The organism is Microbacterium luticellae (assembly GCF_050408645.1).
Classification (GTDB): domain Bacteria; phylum Actinomycetota; class Actinomycetes; order Actinomycetales; family Microbacteriaceae; genus Microbacterium.
On record NZ_JBNTKE010000002.1, the window covers coordinates 190,392 to 206,872 of the forward strand.

The 16,481-nt window shown below is 62.9% G+C and carries 13 protein-coding genes; 5 read left to right on the plus strand and 8 right to left on the minus strand.

Annotation, left to right across the window (positions count from 1 at the left end):
• Positions 1-2: 2 nt before the first annotated feature.
• The 7 genes from araA to ACQUSW_RS06630 all read right to left on the minus strand — a co-directional run bounded on the left by araA (position 3) and on the right by ACQUSW_RS06630 (position 9,359).
• Positions 3-1,526, minus strand: coding sequence for an L-arabinose isomerase (araA, locus tag ACQUSW_RS06600; RefSeq protein WP_428931496.1), 1,524 nt, complete (start codon positions 1,524-1,526; stop codon positions 3-5).
• Positions 1,527-1,564: 38 nt separating this feature from the next.
• On the minus strand, positions 1,565-3,172 hold the full coding sequence (locus tag ACQUSW_RS06605; protein ID WP_428931497.1) for a xylulokinase: 1,608 nt from the start codon (positions 3,170-3,172) through the stop codon (positions 1,565-1,567).
• Positions 3,169-3,891, minus strand: a complete 723-nt coding sequence (locus ACQUSW_RS06610) for an L-ribulose-5-phosphate 4-epimerase (protein ID WP_428931498.1) — start codon at positions 3,889-3,891, stop codon at positions 3,169-3,171. The genes ACQUSW_RS06605 and ACQUSW_RS06610 overlap by 4 nt, the downstream gene beginning before the upstream one ends.
• A 379-nt stretch (positions 3,892-4,270) precedes the next feature.
• Complete coding sequence (locus tag ACQUSW_RS06615; RefSeq protein ID WP_428931499.1) at positions 4,271-5,293, minus strand: LacI family DNA-binding transcriptional regulator; 1,023 nt, start codon at positions 5,291-5,293, stop codon at positions 4,271-4,273.
• Positions 5,294-5,441: 148 nt separating this feature from the next.
• Entirely contained in the window at positions 5,442-7,325 is a 1,884-nt protein-coding gene (locus ACQUSW_RS06620; RefSeq protein WP_428931500.1) for a hypothetical protein, read from the minus strand.
• A 156-nt stretch (positions 7,326-7,481) separates the two neighbouring features.
• Complete coding sequence (locus ACQUSW_RS06625; protein ID WP_428931501.1) at positions 7,482-8,615, minus strand: bifunctional 2-methylcitrate synthase/citrate synthase; 1,134 nt, start codon at positions 8,613-8,615, stop codon at positions 7,482-7,484.
• A gap of 123 nt (positions 8,616-8,738) precedes the next feature.
• Positions 8,739-9,359, minus strand: a complete 621-nt coding sequence (locus tag ACQUSW_RS06630; RefSeq protein ID WP_428931502.1) for a TetR/AcrR family transcriptional regulator — start codon at positions 9,357-9,359, stop codon at positions 8,739-8,741.
• 89 nt (positions 9,360-9,448) lie between these two features.
• Here ACQUSW_RS06630 and ACQUSW_RS06635 point away from each other — a divergent pair, with 89 nt between their 5' ends.
• From ACQUSW_RS06635 to ACQUSW_RS06655, 5 genes are read left to right on the plus strand one after another with little or no spacing between them, the layout of a single operon-like run.
• Positions 9,449-11,056, plus strand: a complete 1,608-nt coding sequence (locus ACQUSW_RS06635) for a carboxyl transferase domain-containing protein (RefSeq protein WP_428931503.1) — start codon at positions 9,449-9,451, stop codon at positions 11,054-11,056.
• A 5-nt stretch (positions 11,057-11,061) separates the two neighbouring features.
• Positions 11,062-13,044 (plus strand): acetyl/propionyl/methylcrotonyl-CoA carboxylase subunit alpha, encoded by a 1,983-nt coding sequence (locus ACQUSW_RS06640; RefSeq protein WP_428931504.1) that lies wholly within the window; start codon positions 11,062-11,064, stop codon positions 13,042-13,044.
• Positions 13,045-13,046: 2 nt separating this feature from the next.
• Entirely contained in the window at positions 13,047-14,207 is a 1,161-nt protein-coding gene (locus tag ACQUSW_RS06645) for an acyl-CoA dehydrogenase family protein (RefSeq protein WP_428931505.1), read from the plus strand.
• A complete protein-coding gene (locus ACQUSW_RS06650; RefSeq protein WP_428931506.1) occupies positions 14,204-14,704 on the plus strand; it encodes a MaoC family dehydratase in 501 nt (166 codons plus the stop codon). The genes ACQUSW_RS06645 and ACQUSW_RS06650 overlap by 4 nt, the downstream gene beginning before the upstream one ends.
• Before the next feature lie 2 nt (positions 14,705-14,706).
• On the plus strand, positions 14,707-15,546 hold the full coding sequence (locus ACQUSW_RS06655; protein WP_428931879.1) for an HpcH/HpaI aldolase/citrate lyase family protein: 840 nt from the start codon (positions 14,707-14,709) through the stop codon (positions 15,544-15,546).
• Between the two features lie 6 nt (positions 15,547-15,552).
• Here ACQUSW_RS06655 and prpB read toward each other — a convergent pair whose 3' ends face one another.
• Positions 15,553-16,455, minus strand: a complete 903-nt coding sequence (gene prpB, locus ACQUSW_RS06660) for a methylisocitrate lyase (RefSeq protein ID WP_428931507.1) — start codon at positions 16,453-16,455, stop codon at positions 15,553-15,555.
• Positions 16,456-16,481: the final 26 nt, after the last annotated feature.

Below are 16,481 nucleotides of genomic sequence, written 5' to 3' on the forward strand. Positions count from 1 at the left end.
ATTTACAACCCCCGTGCCAACCGGTAGTACGCCTGGTTCCAACGCACCTCCCGCTGAAAATCGTCGACCGTGGTGGTGTCGTCGATAACCAGCAGTTCCAGGCCCGACATGTCAGCAAAATCACGAAACACATCAATACCTATAGCGTTCGACATTACCGTGTGGTGGGCGGCGCCGGCTATCAGCCAGGCCGTCGCACTGGTCCGAAAGTCGGGCGCGGGCTTCCACACGGCCCGTCCTACCGGCAAGTGGGGCAGGTCGTGCGGGGGCACAACACTTTCGACAACATTCGCAGTAAGGCGGAACCGGTCGCGCATGTCGCTCATCGCCACCACCACGGCAGGCCCCGGGTCGGCAGTGAAAACAAGCCGCACGGGGTCGTCTTTACCGCCAATACCCAGAGGGTGCACTTCGAGAGTCGGCTTGGTTGACGCCAGTGACGGAGACACCTCGAGCATGTGGGCACCCAGAATGAGCTCTTCACCGGGAGTGAGGTTGTAGGTGTAGTCCTCCATGAGGCTCGCACCGCCCGGCAGGCCCGCACCCATCACATTGGCGATGCGCACGAGCACGGCAGTTTTCCAGTCGCCCTCTGCGCCGAAGCCGTATCCCTCAGCCATGAGCCGCTGCACGGCAAGGCCCGGCAGTTGGGGTAGCGAACCAAGATCTTCAAAAGAGGTGGTGAACGCGCCAAAGCCACCCTCTTCAAGAAACGTGCGCAGACCCACTTCGATCGCCGCCCCGTCACGCAGCGACTGGTGGCGGTCACCGCCACGACGAAGCTCGGCAGCGACATCGTAGAGCTCTTCGTATTCATCGATGAGGGCATCGATTTCATTGCCGGATGCTGCATGCACAGCATCCGCAAGCTCATTTACACCCCACGTGTTAACCTGCACGCCCAGCCGCAGTTCTGCCTCGGTTTTATCGCCCTCAGTCACGGCGACGTAACGCATGTTGTCGCCAAAGCGTGCGAGCTTCAGGCTGCGTGAAGCGGCAAGCCCCGCTGCGGCCCGCTGCCAGCTGGCGAGTTCTTCGCGCGTGCGGGCGTCGCTGTAGTGGCCCACGATGGTTTTACGGGGCACGCCGAGGCGTGACTGAATGTACCCAAACTCGCGGTCGCCGTGCGCGGCCTGGTTGAGGTTCATAAAGTCAAAATCGATGGTGCTCCACGGCAGCTCAACATTGGCCTGCGTGTGCAAGTGTGCCAGAGGTTTGCGCAGCTGGTCGAGTCCCGTGATCCACATTTTGGCGGGGCTGAACGTGTGCATCCACGTGATCACACCGATCACACGGTCATCAGCATTGGCTTCGAGCATGATGCGGCGAATAGCGTCGGTGTCGGTGAGCACGGGTTTCCACGTGATGCGCACCGGAACATCGCTGGCCTCATCGAACTGGTGTGCGATGTGCTGCGACTGCTCGGCCACCTGCGCGAGAGTCTCTGGGCCATAAAGATGCTGGCTTCCGGTAAGAAACCACACTTCGTAGTTGTCGAAAGTGGTAGCGAGCGGCGTGCGGGTCATCAATCGTGCTCCTGTTTGTAGCGCGCTTATGCAGCGCCCTATAGCGCGTCAACGGCGGCGGCCTCTATGGCAAGCCCGGCGCGGTAGCGGTCCAGATACTCGAGGTAGCCGGCGACGTCGGCAGCATCCGGTTCTGCCACTGCGTCGTGGGTGTCGGCAAATACTCGGGTGTCGAGGTACTCGCTGAGGGTTATGGTGTCGGCGCTGCCGAGGTAGGCAGCAAGCACGGCAATACCCCACGCCCCGCCTTCCGAAGCCGTCTCGCCGACCGCAACAGGAGCCCGCAGCGCGGCAGCAAGAAGGCGTTGTGCGACACCGGCAGTTTTAAACATTCCGCCGTGCGCATACATGCGGTCAAGTTCAACCCCTTCCGATTCCAGCACCTGCATGCCGAGGCTCAGCGTGCCAAAAACGCCGTAGAGCTGGGCGCGCATCGCATTCGCGAGCGTAAAGCGGCTATCGGGAGTGCGCACAAACAGCGGCCGTCCTTCTTCGAGCCCCGTGATGGGTTCGCCGGCCAGATAGTTATAGGCCACAAGGCCACCGGCATCCGGCTCTGCCTGTAAAGCCTGCGTGAACAGGGTTTCGTAAACGTCGTCGTCCGATATCTGCCAGCCTGCTGCCTCGGCAAACTGCGCAAACATGCCCACCCAGGCCGCCAGTTCGCTCGCACCATTGTTGCAGTGCACCATGGCAACCGCATCGCCGGCAGGGGTCGTGACGAGGTCGAGTTCGGGGTGTGCGTGGCGCAGGGGCCGTTCAAGAACCACCATCGCAAAAATGCTCGTGCCCGCGCTGACGTTACCGGTGCGCGGGGCGACAGCGTGCGTTGCCACCATTCCCGTTCCGGCATCTCCTTCCGGAGCACACATCGGCACTCCCGCCTGCAGTGCGCCCGTGGGGTCGAGCAACGCAGCGCCCTCGGCCGTGAGCACTCCGGCATCGTCGCCGGCGCTCAGCACCTCAGGCAACATATTCCGGATGCTGCGCTCCCCCAAAAGCTGCTCGGCATGGGCCTGATACTTACCGAGCCGTTCAGCATCCCAGTCGCACGTGGCCGAATCGGTGGGGAACATTCCCGATGCATCGCCAACACCCAAGACGCGACGGCCCGTGAGTTTTTCATGTACGTATCCGGCGAGCGTTGTGAAGAACTGCACGTCACCCGCGTGCGGCTCGTTGTCGATCATTGCCTGATGCAGGTGTGCGATCGACCAGCGCAAGGGAATATTGATCTCGAGCAGTTCGCTCAACTCGGCCGCGGCCTGCACAGTGTTGGTGTTGCGCCACGTGCGGAAAGGGGCAAGAAGGTTACCCGATGCATCGAAGGGCAGGTAACCGTGCATCATGCCCGATATTCCTGCCGCTGCATACGCGTGCGGACGCACGCCATATCGCTGCTCGCTTTCGGCGACGAGTGCCGCATACGCCGCCTGCAAGCCTTCCCATACGGCCTCGATCGGGTACGTCCATAAGCGGTTATCGAAGCTGTTCTCCCACGCGTGGCTTCCCGTGGCCACGACCCGGTGTTGCGGATCAATAAGACATGCCTTGATGCGAGTTGAGCCCAGCTCAATGCCAAGTACTGCTTTTCCTGCCCGCAGCAGGTTGGCGGTCTCGGTGGTTGTGGACTGCGAGTGTGTCATCGTCGATCATCTCCGCTTTGGCCGTAAATGTTTTGGTATCGATCGTAGAGTTGATCAATCGCTTCGGGGGCGAGGGGCTCAATCGAGCCGGCCTGCAGGGCAAAGTGCGCTGTTCGGGCAACATCTTCGACCATGACGGCGGCCTTCACGGCGTCGCGCGGGGTAACGCCGACGGTGAACGGGCCATGGCCTTTCATGAGCACTGCTCGCGAACGGTGGCCCCGCAGTGTTTCAACAATGCCGCGACCGATCGAGTCGTCGCCGATGATGGCAAATGGCCCAACCGGGATGGGTCCGCCGAACTCATCGGCCATGGCGGTAATGATGCACGGAATTTCTTCGCCACGCGCTGCCCACGCCACCGCGAACGTGGAGTGAGTGTGCACCACTCCCCCGACCTCTGGCATGTTTTGGTACACGTATGCGTGCGCCGCCGTGTCGCTGGATGGTGCGCGTTCGCTGCCCTGCGAGTCCGCCACCACGGTTCCGTCCCGATGGCACAGCACCATATTTTCGGGCGCGAGGTCGTCGTAGCTGACGCCCGAAGGCTTAATGACGAACATATCCGTGCCCGCAACCCGGCCAGACACATTGCCGCCGGTCCACACCACCAGGCCATTGCGCACCAGTTCGGCATGCAGCCCGGTGACCTCGCGTCGCGCCTGATCAATGCGTTCGGCGAGCGTGGTTGCGTCGCCGCTGTTGTCGTTCATGCTCATTTGATGCCCCTCGCTGTGGCCAGTGGCTGGCTGCGCCGTGATCTTGCAGCACCTCGCCCTGCTGTGCCGAGGCTTGCCGCACGTCAGCCTACTGTGACCGGTCACAATGATTGTCGCATCCGGAACTTACGCGGTCAATCCCTCGCCGTTGACCCAGAACAGGAAGATTGCCGAAAGACGCACGATTGTAGCCAAAACATGCGCCGTCCGGCAGTCTTCCTGTTCTCGGCAATGCGTCGGGCGGGGCAAGGCAAACAGGACAGGACAGGACCGGTTAGGCCGGAGCAGCGCCAGACACGGCACATCCCGGCAACGCACGGGGCGCATCCCGGCAAGGCAGGCACGGCAAGGTCGGTCGGAGCAGGCCGCACCACCTCACCTATGTGACGGAGGGCGCGGCAACAGAGTCGCGAACGATGAGTTCCGGATGCAGCATCCCAAACGCAGAGCCACTGTCGGCCCCGCGCGTCACCAGCCGGGCGACGGCTCGGCGAGCCAGTTCGTCGAAGTCTTGGCGCACGGTGGTGAGGGGCGGCCAGTAGTAGGCGGCGTCGGGCACGTCGTCGAAGCCGACGACGCTGATGTCGTGGGGCACGGTGACGCCTTTTTCACGCAGGCCACGGATGAGGCCGAGTGCTACTTGGTCGTTGGCAGCGAAGACGCCGGTGGCTCCGGATGCTATGACGGCGGCGGCGGCTTGGTATCCGGCGTGTGCGGTCCAGTCTCCGGCGATGATGGTGCAGGTGGCTGCCGGGTGGCGGCGTATTTCTTCGGTGAAGCCCGCGGCGCGTGCTTCGGCTTCGAGCCAGTCGGTGGGCCCTGCGATGTGGGCGAGGGAGAGGTGGCCTGCTTCGAGCAGGTTAGCGGTGGCTAGGCGTGCGCCGGCGACCTGGTCGATCGAGAGCCCGGATGCCTCTCGCCCTGCAGCATGCAGTACGGCGACGGGGATTTCAACGTGCAGCTTTTCGACGGCGTCGAGTGTGGTTGCGTGTGGGGCGACCACGACGAGTCCGTCAACGGACTGCGACAGCAGGTGATCGACGGCGGACTGGACGGCCTGTTTGTCGTTCACGTTGGCGAAGGCGGCGGTTACCCAGTATCCGGCAGCGCGCGCCGCCGATTCAACTGTTTCGATGCTGCGTGAGGGACCGTAGTGGAGTGCGTTGGGTGCGAGGATGCCGATCATGTGCGATCGGCGGGTGCCGAGTGCGCGGGCGGCATTGTTCATGCGGTAGCTGAGTTGGTCGACGGCGTGGAGTACGCGTTGTTTTGTTGCTTCGGCGACATCGGGGTGCTGGTTGAGCACGCGTGAGACGGTTTGGCGTGAAACACCGGCGAGGGCTGCGACGTCGCGTACTCCTGCGCGGCGAGCACGTGCCGGGGTGGTTTCTGCCTCGTTCATCGCCATGAGTGTACGTTGCGGTGAAAGTTTTTGGGGCGCGGCATGGTGCGGTTGTGTACAAGTCAGGGCCGATACGGCGCTATTTATGCTGCCGTATCGGCCCTGTTCACTGTGTTATTGCTTTACGCGCTGTGGCGTCGGCTGGTGTTTATTCCCATTCGACGGTGAGCGGCTCTTGTGAGAAGTCGACGACCGGTTTTCCGATACGGCTACCGCCGTATACATTGAACTCTGCCGTTTCGGAGCCCTTCTTGCCCTTGACGGTGATGTCAACACGGAAGTACTCGTAGGTGCTGACGAGGGTGGGCGTTGAGTACGACGATTCTCCCGTGAGCTTCTCGAGCTTTTTGCGGCTTTCTGCGTCGAGCTTGCGCGTGACCGAGTCTTCGATGACGGTGTAGTCGTTGAGGTCAACGTCGGAGACATCCATTCCGCACGGTGTTGACAGGCTTGTCATTTCCAAGCACTCGTTGAGGGAGTCGGCAACGAGTGTGCGGTAGGTGCCGAGGGCGTCTTCGGTGAGGACCGCGTCGAGTGCCTTCGAGACCTTGTCGGCGTCGACGTCACGGGCGATGACGAACTCGTCGCCGCCGCTGAATTCGAAGTATTCGTTGTCGAGTGTGAACTGGTAGCTACCGGGCAGTAGCGTGACCACGCTGGATTCGATCTCGGTACCGTTGACGTTGAAGCCGAGGTCGGTGAGGTCGTTCACATACATACGGATCGCCCCGTTACGGATCGACCAGTCGCCACCGATTTCGTAGGCTTCGAATTTGCGCTTCACTTCGGTGTCGCCAACCATGAATGTGGCATTGACGGTTTGGCTGTAGCCCGACCCTGAAGGCTCGCCCACTTCGATGTCGGTGATCGGTGCGCGTTCGTTGGATGCCGCAAGAATTTCGTCGGTCATCAGGTAGGTTTCACCGCTCGAGCTGAGGTAGCCGGATGCCCTGTCGGCATCGCCCTCAGCGATGGCGGTGAGGAAGTCTTCGACGGCTTCGTCGGCAGAGCCGACTGACCCGGCGGAGCCACCGCCACCGGCAATGTTGCGGAACACCATAAATGCGCCGGCAATGATCGCGCCGAGCAGCAAGACGCCGACAACGATGATCGTAATGATCATAATCAGCTTGCCCGGTCCGCCAGATTTTTTGCCACCGGATGCTGCACCCGGCGCGGCCGGGTTCACCGGGTAGCCGTAGTGCCCCTGGCCTGGCTGGCCGGGCTGACCTGCCTGACCGTACTGGCCCGCCTGACCATACTGGCCGGGCTGGCCTGGCTGGCCTGGCTGACCATACTGGCCTGCCTGGGCATGCTGACCTGCCTGCTCGGCGTGGCCGTACTGCCCCGGCTGTCCAGTCTGGCCAGGCTGTGCTGGTTGACCCGGCGCACTCCATCCGGCAGCGCCCGCAGCGCCCGCAGCACCACCAGCAGCGGCCGCAGCAGCACCGCCAGCACCGGCAGCACCGGGGTATGCACCAGACTGCGCTGACTGCTCACCAGCCGGCTGCTCGAATGCACCGGCACCAGCATCAACGCCAGCACCCGCCGCAGCACCGGGGTACGATGGCGCACCGGCACCGGGGTAGGCGGGTGTTGCTGCGCCCGGGTATGAGGGCGCAGCAGACTCGTGTGGCGTGTGGGCGTCGGGCTGGCCATAGGCAGGGGATGCGGGCTGCTCGAATGCAGCGACGGCATTGTGGTCGTACGGCTCGGCGTCAGCCTCGGACGCTGCCGACGGGGCATCCGGCTGCCCTGGCTCGTCAGCACCGGGAGCCGCGCCAGCGCCAGCATCCGCAGCAGCAGAAGCATCAGCATCCACACCAGCACCAGCACCAGACGCATCAGCGCCCCCGCCATTGTCGGCCGGAGTTTCGGCGGTTGACGCACCGCTGTTGCCCGAGTTTTCGCTCGAGAAATTCGTGCCCTCTAGGTGGCCCCCCGTGGCACCTGTTAAGGAAGAAGACGTTGTTTCCGCGCCATTGCCCGTAGGCTCAGGGGTCGCTGGTTGTTCAGAGTTCCGGTCAGTCACGGTGCACAGGTTATCAAGTAAGGCTGACAACGCTAGGGACTTGCGCGGCAGGGACAGCGGCAGGAGCGGCGACAGCAATGACGGCGGCCGGGCACCGGCATCCGGGTCGGGCAGCGGCATCCGGATGCTACTGGCCCGCCCGTTACCCAGCTCGAATTAGAGCTGCACGTGTCGCTCTTCGGTGCCGATATAGGCCGAAAGTGGCCGAATCAGCGCGTTGGACGACATCTGTTCCATGATGTGTGCGGTCCAGCCGGTGACTCGCGCGGCTACAAACAGGGGCGTGAAGGTGAGCGTGTCGAATCCGATGAGGTCGTACGCGGGGCCGGAGGGGTAGTCGAGGTTGGGGTAGATGCCCTTGCGCGACACAAATTCGTTTTCGAGCGCATCGTAGAGTGTGGCCACTTCGGGGCGGTCAAAGTGTTCGACGAGCGAGTCGAGCGCCTCTTTCATGGTGGGTACGCGCGAGTCGCCGCTCTTATAGACACGGTGGCCGAAGCCCATGATCTTGCGTTTTTCGGCGAGCGCTTTGTTAAGCCAGTCGGTGACGTTGTCGGGGTCGCCGATCTCGTTGAATACGTGCAGTACGGCCTCGTTTGCGCCACCGTGCAGGGGTCCTTTGAGGGCACCGATGGCGCCGACGACAGCCGAGTAGAGGTCGCTGAGCGTTGAGGCAATGACGCGGGCGGTGAAGGTTGAGGCGTTAAACGAATGCTCGGCGTACAGAATCATCGACCGGTTGAAGGCGTCAACCACAACCGGGTCGGGCATTTCGCCAAAGGTCATCCATAAAAAGTTGGCCGAGTAGTCGAGGTCATCTCGGGGTTCGATGAGTTCTTGCTGACGACGACGGCGCTGGCCGTAAGCAACCACGGCAGGTAGGGCAGCAAAGAGCCGGATGCTGCGATCCAAGTTTTCTTCTGGCGTGCCACTGGCGTCGAGCACCGAGGCCGCCCCGGCCGTGTCGGTGGCACCAATAATGCTCGCGGCCGTGCGAATTTCGTCCATGGGGTGTGCCGAGAGCGGCAAGAGGTCGATGCCGGCACGCACCTCGCGAGGCAGTGCGCGGTGGGCACGTTCGACGGAACGAAATTCGGCTAGCTGCGTAGCATCCGGCAGTTCACCGTGCCACAGCAGGTACGCGACGGCCTCGAAGGGCTGGGTTGCCGCGAGTTCTTGAACCGGGTAGCCGCGGTACAGCAGGCTATTGGTTTCGGGGTTGACCTTGGAGATTGCCGTCTCGTCGACGGTGACTCCGGCGAGGCCTTTTTTGATGTCGGAATCGGACATGCCTGCTCCTTCGCTCGCATTTCGGATGCCGACTCGTCACGGTGGGTGTTCCGTAGACGGGTCTTGTCAGGAGCATGTCATACGTGGCGGCAACACGCGAATTTTTTCGTCAACCGCGTACAGTCACCCGCGTACGGCTGCCAGTGCCATGCGTGCCAGCGTGGTGCGGGTGAGCATGTCGCTGGGTTTTTCGGCGAGTGCTTGCAGGCTGTGCGGGGTGGAGTTGATGAGCCCAAAGGTGGCGTGGGCGCGCATGCGCTGTTCAGTGCGGGAGGGTTCCGGATGCAACAGACACAGCACGTCGACCCAGTGTTCAACGTAGGCGCGTTGCAGATGCCGTACGGTGCGGTGGTCGTCGGCGGTGAGGTTGCTCAGTTCACGGTCGTGCACGCGGATGACGTCGGGGTCGGTGACGGCGAAGTCGACGTGAAAGTCGATGAGGGCGCGCAGCTGTTCTTCGGGGCGGGGTGTGGTGGCGATAACGTTTTCTCCGCCGTGCAGCAGGTGGGTGCTGGCGTGGAGAAGAATGCTCCCCAGTAGTGCCTGTTTGGTGGCGAAGTGGCGGTACACGGCGGGGCCGCTCACACCCACGGCGGCACCGATGTCTTCGAGGCTGACGCGGGTATAGCCGTGCTGGGCAAACAGGTGGGTGGCCGATTGCAGTATGGCGAGGCGTCGGAGCGCTTTGGACTGTGCCCTCGGGGTGCCCGCGGCCGCTGAGGCACGAAATATGGTGCTTGCCATTACGTGCTCCTCTGGTTAGCCTGGACTCATTCAGTTAATGAACACTAACCGTTTTGCGCAGTGTTGCGCAACGGAGAGGGAAGCCACCGATGGCCGTACTCACCACCGCGATTCACTCCGGCGACGAACAATTTGTGCAGCAGGCAGACGCCCAGCGTGCGCTGGCCGAAGCCTTGCGCGAGCGCATGGCGCAGGCGGCACTCGGCGGTCCTGAACGCTCACGGCAGAAGCATCGCGATCGCGGCAAGCTGTTACCGCGCGACCGGGTCGACAGGCTGCTGGATGAGGGGAGTCCTTTTCTTGAGGTCTCGCCCCTCGCCGCCGACGACATGTACGACGGGCAGGCACCCGGCGCGGGAGTCATTGCCGGAATTGGCGTGGTGCACGGCCGCCACGTGATGGTGATCGCCAACGATGCCACGGTGAAGGGCGGCACATATTTTCCACTCACCGTCAAAAAGCACCTGCGGGCACAGGAGATCGCACTCGAGAATCGCCTGCCCTGCATCTATCTGGTCGACTCGGGTGGGGCTTTTCTGCCCCTGCAAGACGAGGTTTTTCCTGACCGCGAGCACTTTGGCCGCATCTTTTTTAACCAGGCACGCATGTCGGCCGAGGGTATCGCGCAGATCGCTGCCGTGCTCGGCTCGTGCACGGCCGGAGGCGCCTATGTACCCGCCATGAGCGACGAAACAATTATTGTGCGCGGCCAAGGAACAATCTTTTTGGGTGGCCCTCCCCTGGTGAAGGCCGCGATTGGCGAGGTCGTCACGGCCGAAGAACTGGGCGGCGGTGAACTGCACGCTCGTCGCTCGGGAGTGGCCGACCACCTGGCCGACGACGACGAGCACGCTCTCGACATCGCGCGCGATATTGTGGCAACCCTTCCGGCTCCGCAGGCTCCCGCGTGGGAGATCACAGCATCGGTGGCCCCCGAGGCCGACCCCGATGAGCTGCTGGGTGTTGTGCCCGTCGATGTGAACCAGCCCTACGAAGCCCGCGAGGTGATCGCCCGGCTCGTTGACGGCAGCGAACTGCATGAGTTTAAACGCGAATACGGCGACACCCTGATTACCGGGTTTGCGCGTATTCACGGGCATCCGGTGGGCATTGTGGCCAATAACGGCGTGCTGTTTAGTGAATCGGCGCAAAAGGGTGCGCACTTTATTGAACTGTGCGATCAGCGCGGGGTGCCGCTGTTATTTTTGCAGAACATTTCTGGCTTCATGGTGGGTAAAGACGCCGAAGCCGGAGGCATCGCCCGCGACGGCGCAAAAATGGTCACGGCCGTTGCCACCACACGCGTACCCAAACTGACCGTGGTCATTGGTGGCTCTTTTGGTGCCGGAAACTACGCCATGTGCGGCCGTGCCTACTCACCACGCTTTATGTGGACGTGGCCCGCCAGCCGCATCTCGGTGATGGGCGGCACCCAGGCCGCTTCGGTGTTGAGCACCGTCAAACGCGACCAGTACGAGGCGCAGGGCGTGGAATGGTCGGCCGACGACGAAGCCGCGTTTCAGCAGCCCATCCGCAAAAAATACGAAGAACAGGGCAGCCCCTACTACGCCACCGCACGCCTATGGGACGACGGCATTATTGACCCCCGAGACACCCGCACCATGCTCGGCCTCGCCCTCGATGTTGTTGCGCGCGCTCCCCTGCCCGAACCCCGCTTCGGCATTTTCAGAATGTGACCACCATGCCTTTTTCAACCGTTCTTGTTGCCAACCGCGGCGAAATCGCGCGCCGCGTTATTCGCACGCTGCGTGAGCAGGGCATCACCTCGGTTGCTATTTATAGCGACCCGGATGCCACTGCCCCGCATGTTCGCGAGGCCGACCACGCCGTTCGCGTGGGCCCCGCCCCGGCAGCGGAGTCGTATATGAACATCGAGCGAGTGATCGCTGCGGCCGTCGACAGTGGCGCGGAAGCGGTGCATCCGGGGTATGGATTTTTGTCGGAGAACGCCGATTTTGCGCGGGCCTGTGCCGACGCGGGCATCGTTTTTATTGGCCCGAGCGTGCATGCGCTCGACGTGATGGGCGACAAGATTCGCTCGAAAGAGCATGTGGCCGGGCATGGTGTGCCGACGGTTCCGGGATTTAGTGCCGCGGGTATGAGCGACGACGACATTGCTGCCGCCGCCGATGCCGCCGGATACCCGCTGCTTATTAAGCCCTCGGCCGGTGGTGGCGGCAAAGGCATGCACGAGGTGCATAACCGGGGCGAGCTGGCCGAAGCGCTGGCGACGGCTCGGCGTGTAGCGCGGGCATCTTTTGGTGACGAAACTCTGCTACTAGAGCGGCTGATTACTCGCCCGCGCCACATTGAAGTGCAGGTGCTGGGCGACAACTTCGGTTCGATTATTTACCTGGGCGAACGCGAGTGCACACTGCAGCGGCGACACCAGAAGGTGATCGAAGAATCACCCTCGGCCATCATTGACGAACCGACGCGCAAACGCCTGGGGGCTGCGGCGTGTGCGGCGGCGGCCAGCGTCGACTATGCGGGCGCGGGCACCGTGGAATTTTTGGTGTCGGCCGACCAGCCCGATGAGTTCTTCTTTATTGAAATGAATACGCGGCTGCAGGTGGAGCATCCGGTCACCGAAATGGTGACGGGAGTCGACCTGGTGCAGCAACAACTGCTGGTAGCTGCGGGGAAGCCCCTCGCGCTCGCGCAGCACGATATTTCTTTGACCGGTCACGCGGTCGAGGCGCGGGTGTATGCCGAGACCCCGGCACGCGGCTTTCTTCCGGCCACAGGCCGGGTGGCACTGTGGCAGGCCGCGCCGGGGGCGCGCACCGATAGCGCCGTCGAAACAGGCAGTGTGGTTTCTTCGCACTACGACCCGATGATCGCCAAGGTCATTACGCACGCCGCCACGCGCGAAGAAGCCCTCGCCGCCGCCGACCGTGCCCTCGCCCACACGGTTCTTGCGGGCGTAGAAACCAATATTGACTTCTTGCGCACGCTACTCACCGATCCCGATGTGCGCGCTGGCACCATCGACACCGGGTTTATTGACCGGATGCCACCCTTCTCCGACCCACCCGCGACTACTGCTGCACTGTCGGCAGCCGCGCTGTGTGTGGCCGAGCACCGCCAGGCGCAGGCGCAGAGCGGCCGCGCTATGTCGCATGCGTCACCCCTGTGGCGTTCGGGTTCGGGCTGGCGTTCTGCGCGTGAGCCGCAGCGCGGTGTGGTCGAATTTGTGGGATCCGACGGCGCGCTACTGCCCGCCGTGCAGATACCCGCGGTCGCGCCGGATCCCGGCGTTGTGACGGTGCTCGACGGCGATGTCGTGTGGGTGCATGACGCGGGTGTCACCACACGGTTGCAGTCGGTGTCGCGCGAGCGGGCGGCTCGCATGCGCCGCGCCGAGAAGCAGTATGAGGCGGGTGGCGGCAACCCCGATGTGGCAGCGCCCATGCCGGGTGCTGTCGTGGCCGTGCATGTGAACGACGGCGACGAGGTTGCTGCGGGGGCACGCCTTGTCACGATCGAAGCAATGAAAATGGAACACCCGCTCACAGCGCCCATGGACGGCACGGTGCGTGTGCTGGCCGCGGTGGGTGATCAGGTACGCAAAGACCAGGTGCTGGCGCAGGTTGTTGCCACAAGCTCAACCGACGCCGCCGCAACGCTGTCCACAGCACCAACCCCTACCCCGGGAGAGTAATCATGACAATCGAAATGACAGAAGAAGAGCAGCAGCTGCGCGATATGGTGCGCGACTTTGCCGATGAGGTTGTTGCACCCCAGGCCTATGAGGCCGACCGCACCAAGACCCTGTCGATGGATGTTGTTGCCGGCATGGGCCAGATGGGCCTGTTTGGTTTGCCTTTTCCCGAAGAGGTCGGCGGGCAGGGCGGCGACTATTTTGCGCTCGGTTTAGCGATCGAACAGCTTGCGCGCGCCGACCAGTCGATTGCGATCACCCTCGAAGCCGGGGTGAGCCTGGGCGCTATGCCCATCTACTTGTTTGGTACCGATGCCCAAAAAGAACAGTATTTGGGTGAGCTTTTGGCGGGTGAGGCGCTGGCCGGTTTTGGGTTAACCGAACCGGATGCCGGGTCTGACGCCGGTGCTACCCGAACAACCGCGCGCCTCGACGGCGACGAATGGGTGATCAACGGCGCAAAGCAGTTCATTACCAACTCGGGCACACCCATCAGCCGTTTCGTCACGGTCACGGCCGTCACGGGCGAAAACAACGGCCGTAAAGAGATCTCGACAATTATCGTGCCCCACGGCACCCCCGGGTTCACGGTCGAGCCGGCCTACGACAAGGTCGGCTGGCATGCCTCCGACACGCACCCGCTATCTTTTGCTGACGCTCGCGTGCCACAGGACAACCTGCTCGGTGAGCGCGGGCGCGGCTTTGCCGGCTTCTTGCACATTCTTGATGAGGGCCGCATCGCTATCGCTGCCCTCGCCACGGGCGCTGCCGAAGGATGCTTGGAAGCCGCGGTCGACTACTCGCGCACTCGCATCGTGTTTGGTTCGGCGCTGGCCACACGGCAAAACGCGCAGTTCACCCTGGCACGCATGCAGGCCCGAGTGCACACGGCTCGTCTGGCCTGGCAGCATGCGGCTCGTCTGCGCGACGCCGGCAAACCGTTTAAGACCGAGGCGGCGATTGCCAAACTGGTTGCGGGTGAGGCAGCCATGGATAACGCCCGCGACGCCACCCAGATTTTTGGTGGCAACGGTTTTATGAACGAGTACCCCGTGGCCCGCCACTATCGCGACTCGAAGATTCTCGAGATTGGCGAGGGCACCACCGAGGTGCAACTGCTTGTGATTGCACGCAGCCTGGGTTTAATGGAGCAGTCGGCATGACCGAAGAAACACCCGAACCCACCGAAACCGTGGTGCAGCGTGGCCTGTACTACGACGAATTGCGCGAGGGCGCACGCTATGTGCATACCCCCGGCCGCACGGTATCAGACGCCGACAACACGCTGTTCAGTGCGCTCACGATGAACCCGCAGGCATTGCATGTCGACGCCGTTGCAGCCGCCGACACCGAGTTTGGCCGCCCCCTGGTGAACTCGATGTGGACACTGTCGACCATGGTGGGGCTCTCGGTGGGCCACCTCACACAGGGCACTCTCATCGCCCAGCTCGGACTGTCGGATATCTCGTTTCCGCACCCCGTTTTTGCCGGCGATACGCTGCGGGTAGAAAGTACAGTGGTTTCCAAGCGCGCGTCGCGCTCACGCCCCGGGCAGGGCATTGTTGTGCTCGCCCACGTGGCCCGCAACCAGCACGGCACCATTGTTGCCGAAGCTACGCGCACGGCGCTGATGAAAATGACTCCGGAGGAATCATCGTGACCATGTTTGCTGCCGGACCCGCACTGCTGTTCTGCCCGGCCGACCGACCCGAACGGTACCGCAAGGCCGCAGAGCGGGCCGACGGCGTGATTCTTGACCTTGAAGACGCCGTGTCTGCCGACTCCAAACCGCAGGCACGCGAGTTTCTCACCGACGCCAGCAACACCTCCGAGCTGGATCCAGCACGTGTCGTGGTGCGGATTAACCCCGTCGACTCGGCCGAGCACGAACACGACCTTCGGGCACTGACACGAACACCGTTTCGTACAATCATGGTGGCCAAGGCGCAGCATCCGGAATCTTTAGCAGAGCTCCCCGCCGGGTACAACGTTATTGCCCTGTGCGAAACAGCGCGCGGTGTTGTTGAGGCCGAACGCATCGCAGCGCTCGACCGTGTTGTTGCGCTCATGTGGGGTGCCGAAGACCTCGTAGCAAGCCTCGGCGGCACATCGAGCCGCACCGCCGATGGCTCATATCGAGACATTGCCCGCAGTGCCCGTTCGCGGGTGCTCACAGCTGCGGGGGCCTACGGCAAAGCAGCTATTGATGCCGTGCACGTCGACATTGCCGACCGAGATGGTTTGCGCGCAGAGGCAGAAGACGCCATTGCCAGCGGGTTCTCGGCCACCGCATGCATTCACCCCTCGCAGGTAGAAACAATCCGTGCCGCCTACCGGCCCACGAACGACCAGCTCGACTGGGCTACCCGCGTACTGGCCGCTGCCGTGGGAGAACGCGGCGTGTTCTCTTTTGACGGCCACATGGTCGACGAACCCGTGCTGCTTCATGCCCGCTCGATTCTTCACCGCGCAGGCACGAAGCACCCGGATGCTGGCAGCTAACCGCCCCTACGACTTCGTGACCGTGAACGTATAAACGTTCTGATCGAAATGGCCGTACTGCTCGTAGTCGACCAGATCGTAGAGGTCGGCACGGTGTTGCATGGCGTCGAGTTGGCTCGTGAGGTGGCCGTCGGTGGTGAGCGTGTCGAGGGCGCGTTCGGCGGCCCCCATGGCCATGCGCAGCAGCGACACGGGCCAGATGACCATGCGCACCCCGGCGCTGCGTAACTGGTCAGCAGAGAAAAGCTCGCTCTTGCCGAACTCGGTCATGTTCGCCAGCACGGGCGCGTCGAGCGCTGAAGCCATGGCTTCAAATTCGCTCAGGTCGCGCATCGCTTCGGGAAACACGGCGTCGGCGCCCGCATCGACCAGGGCGCGCGCTCGGTCGATGGCGGCGTCGAGGCCGTCGACTGCACGGATGTCGGTGCGTGCCATGATGAGAAAGTTCTCATCGCGGCGCGCATCGGCGGCGGCACGGATTCTCTTGACTGCCGTGTCGGTGTCGACCACCGCTTTGCCGTCGAGGTGTCCGCACCGTTTCGGGTTCACCTGGTCTTCGATGTGCATTCCAGCAAGGCCTGCATCTTCGAGTGTTTGCAGGGTGCGGGCGACGTTCATCGGTTCACCAAAACCGGTGTCGGCGTCGACCAGCGCGGGCAGTTCGGTCATGCGAGCGATCTGTCCGGCGCGCTGCGCCACTTCGGTGAGTGTTGTCAGCCCAATATCGGGCAGTCCCAGGTCGGCCGAGATTACAGCGCCCGAAATATAGACGCCTTCGAAACCTTTGCGTGCGATGAGCCGCGCCGAGAGCGGGTTGAATGCGCCCGGCATGCGCACCAGTTCACCGGATGCAAGCCGTTCACGCAGCTGCTGTCTTTTCTGCGCCGCTGTTGTCGTTGAATACAGCATGGGTGTCTTCTTTCGCTGGTTGCAAG

Bases quoted from the DNA above. Each gene is read 5' to 3' on its own strand.
- araA (WP_428931496.1), bottom strand. From the start codon at position 1,526: ATGACCCGCACGCCGCTCGCTACCACTTTCGACAACTACGAAGTGTGG.
- ACQUSW_RS06640 (WP_428931504.1), top strand. From the start codon at position 11,062: ATGCCTTTTTCAACCGTTCTTGTTGCCAACCGCGGCGAAATCGCGCGC.
- prpB (WP_428931507.1), bottom strand. From the start codon at position 16,455: ATGCTGTATTCAACGACAACAGCGGCGCAGAAAAGACAGCAGCTGCGT.
- ACQUSW_RS06615 (WP_428931499.1), bottom strand. From the start codon at position 5,293: ATGAACGAGGCAGAAACCACCCCGGCACGTGCTCGCCGCGCAGGAGTA.
- ACQUSW_RS06610 (WP_428931498.1), bottom strand. From the start codon at position 3,891: ATGAGCATGAACGACAACAGCGGCGACGCAACCACGCTCGCCGAACGC.
- ACQUSW_RS06650 (WP_428931506.1), top strand. From the start codon at position 14,204: ATGACCGAAGAAACACCCGAACCCACCGAAACCGTGGTGCAGCGTGGC.
- ACQUSW_RS06645 (WP_428931505.1), top strand. From the start codon at position 13,047: ATGACAATCGAAATGACAGAAGAAGAGCAGCAGCTGCGCGATATGGTG.
- ACQUSW_RS06605 (WP_428931497.1), bottom strand. From the start codon at position 3,172: ATGACACACTCGCAGTCCACAACCACCGAGACCGCCAACCTGCTGCGG.
- ACQUSW_RS06655 (WP_428931879.1), top strand. From the start codon at position 14,707: ATGTTTGCTGCCGGACCCGCACTGCTGTTCTGCCCGGCCGACCGACCC.
- ACQUSW_RS06625 (WP_428931501.1), bottom strand. From the start codon at position 8,615: ATGTCCGATTCCGACATCAAAAAAGGCCTCGCCGGAGTCACCGTCGAC.
- ACQUSW_RS06630 (WP_428931502.1), bottom strand. From the start codon at position 9,359: ATGGCAAGCACCATATTTCGTGCCTCAGCGGCCGCGGGCACCCCGAGG.
- ACQUSW_RS06635 (WP_428931503.1), top strand. From the start codon at position 9,449: ATGGCCGTACTCACCACCGCGATTCACTCCGGCGACGAACAATTTGTG.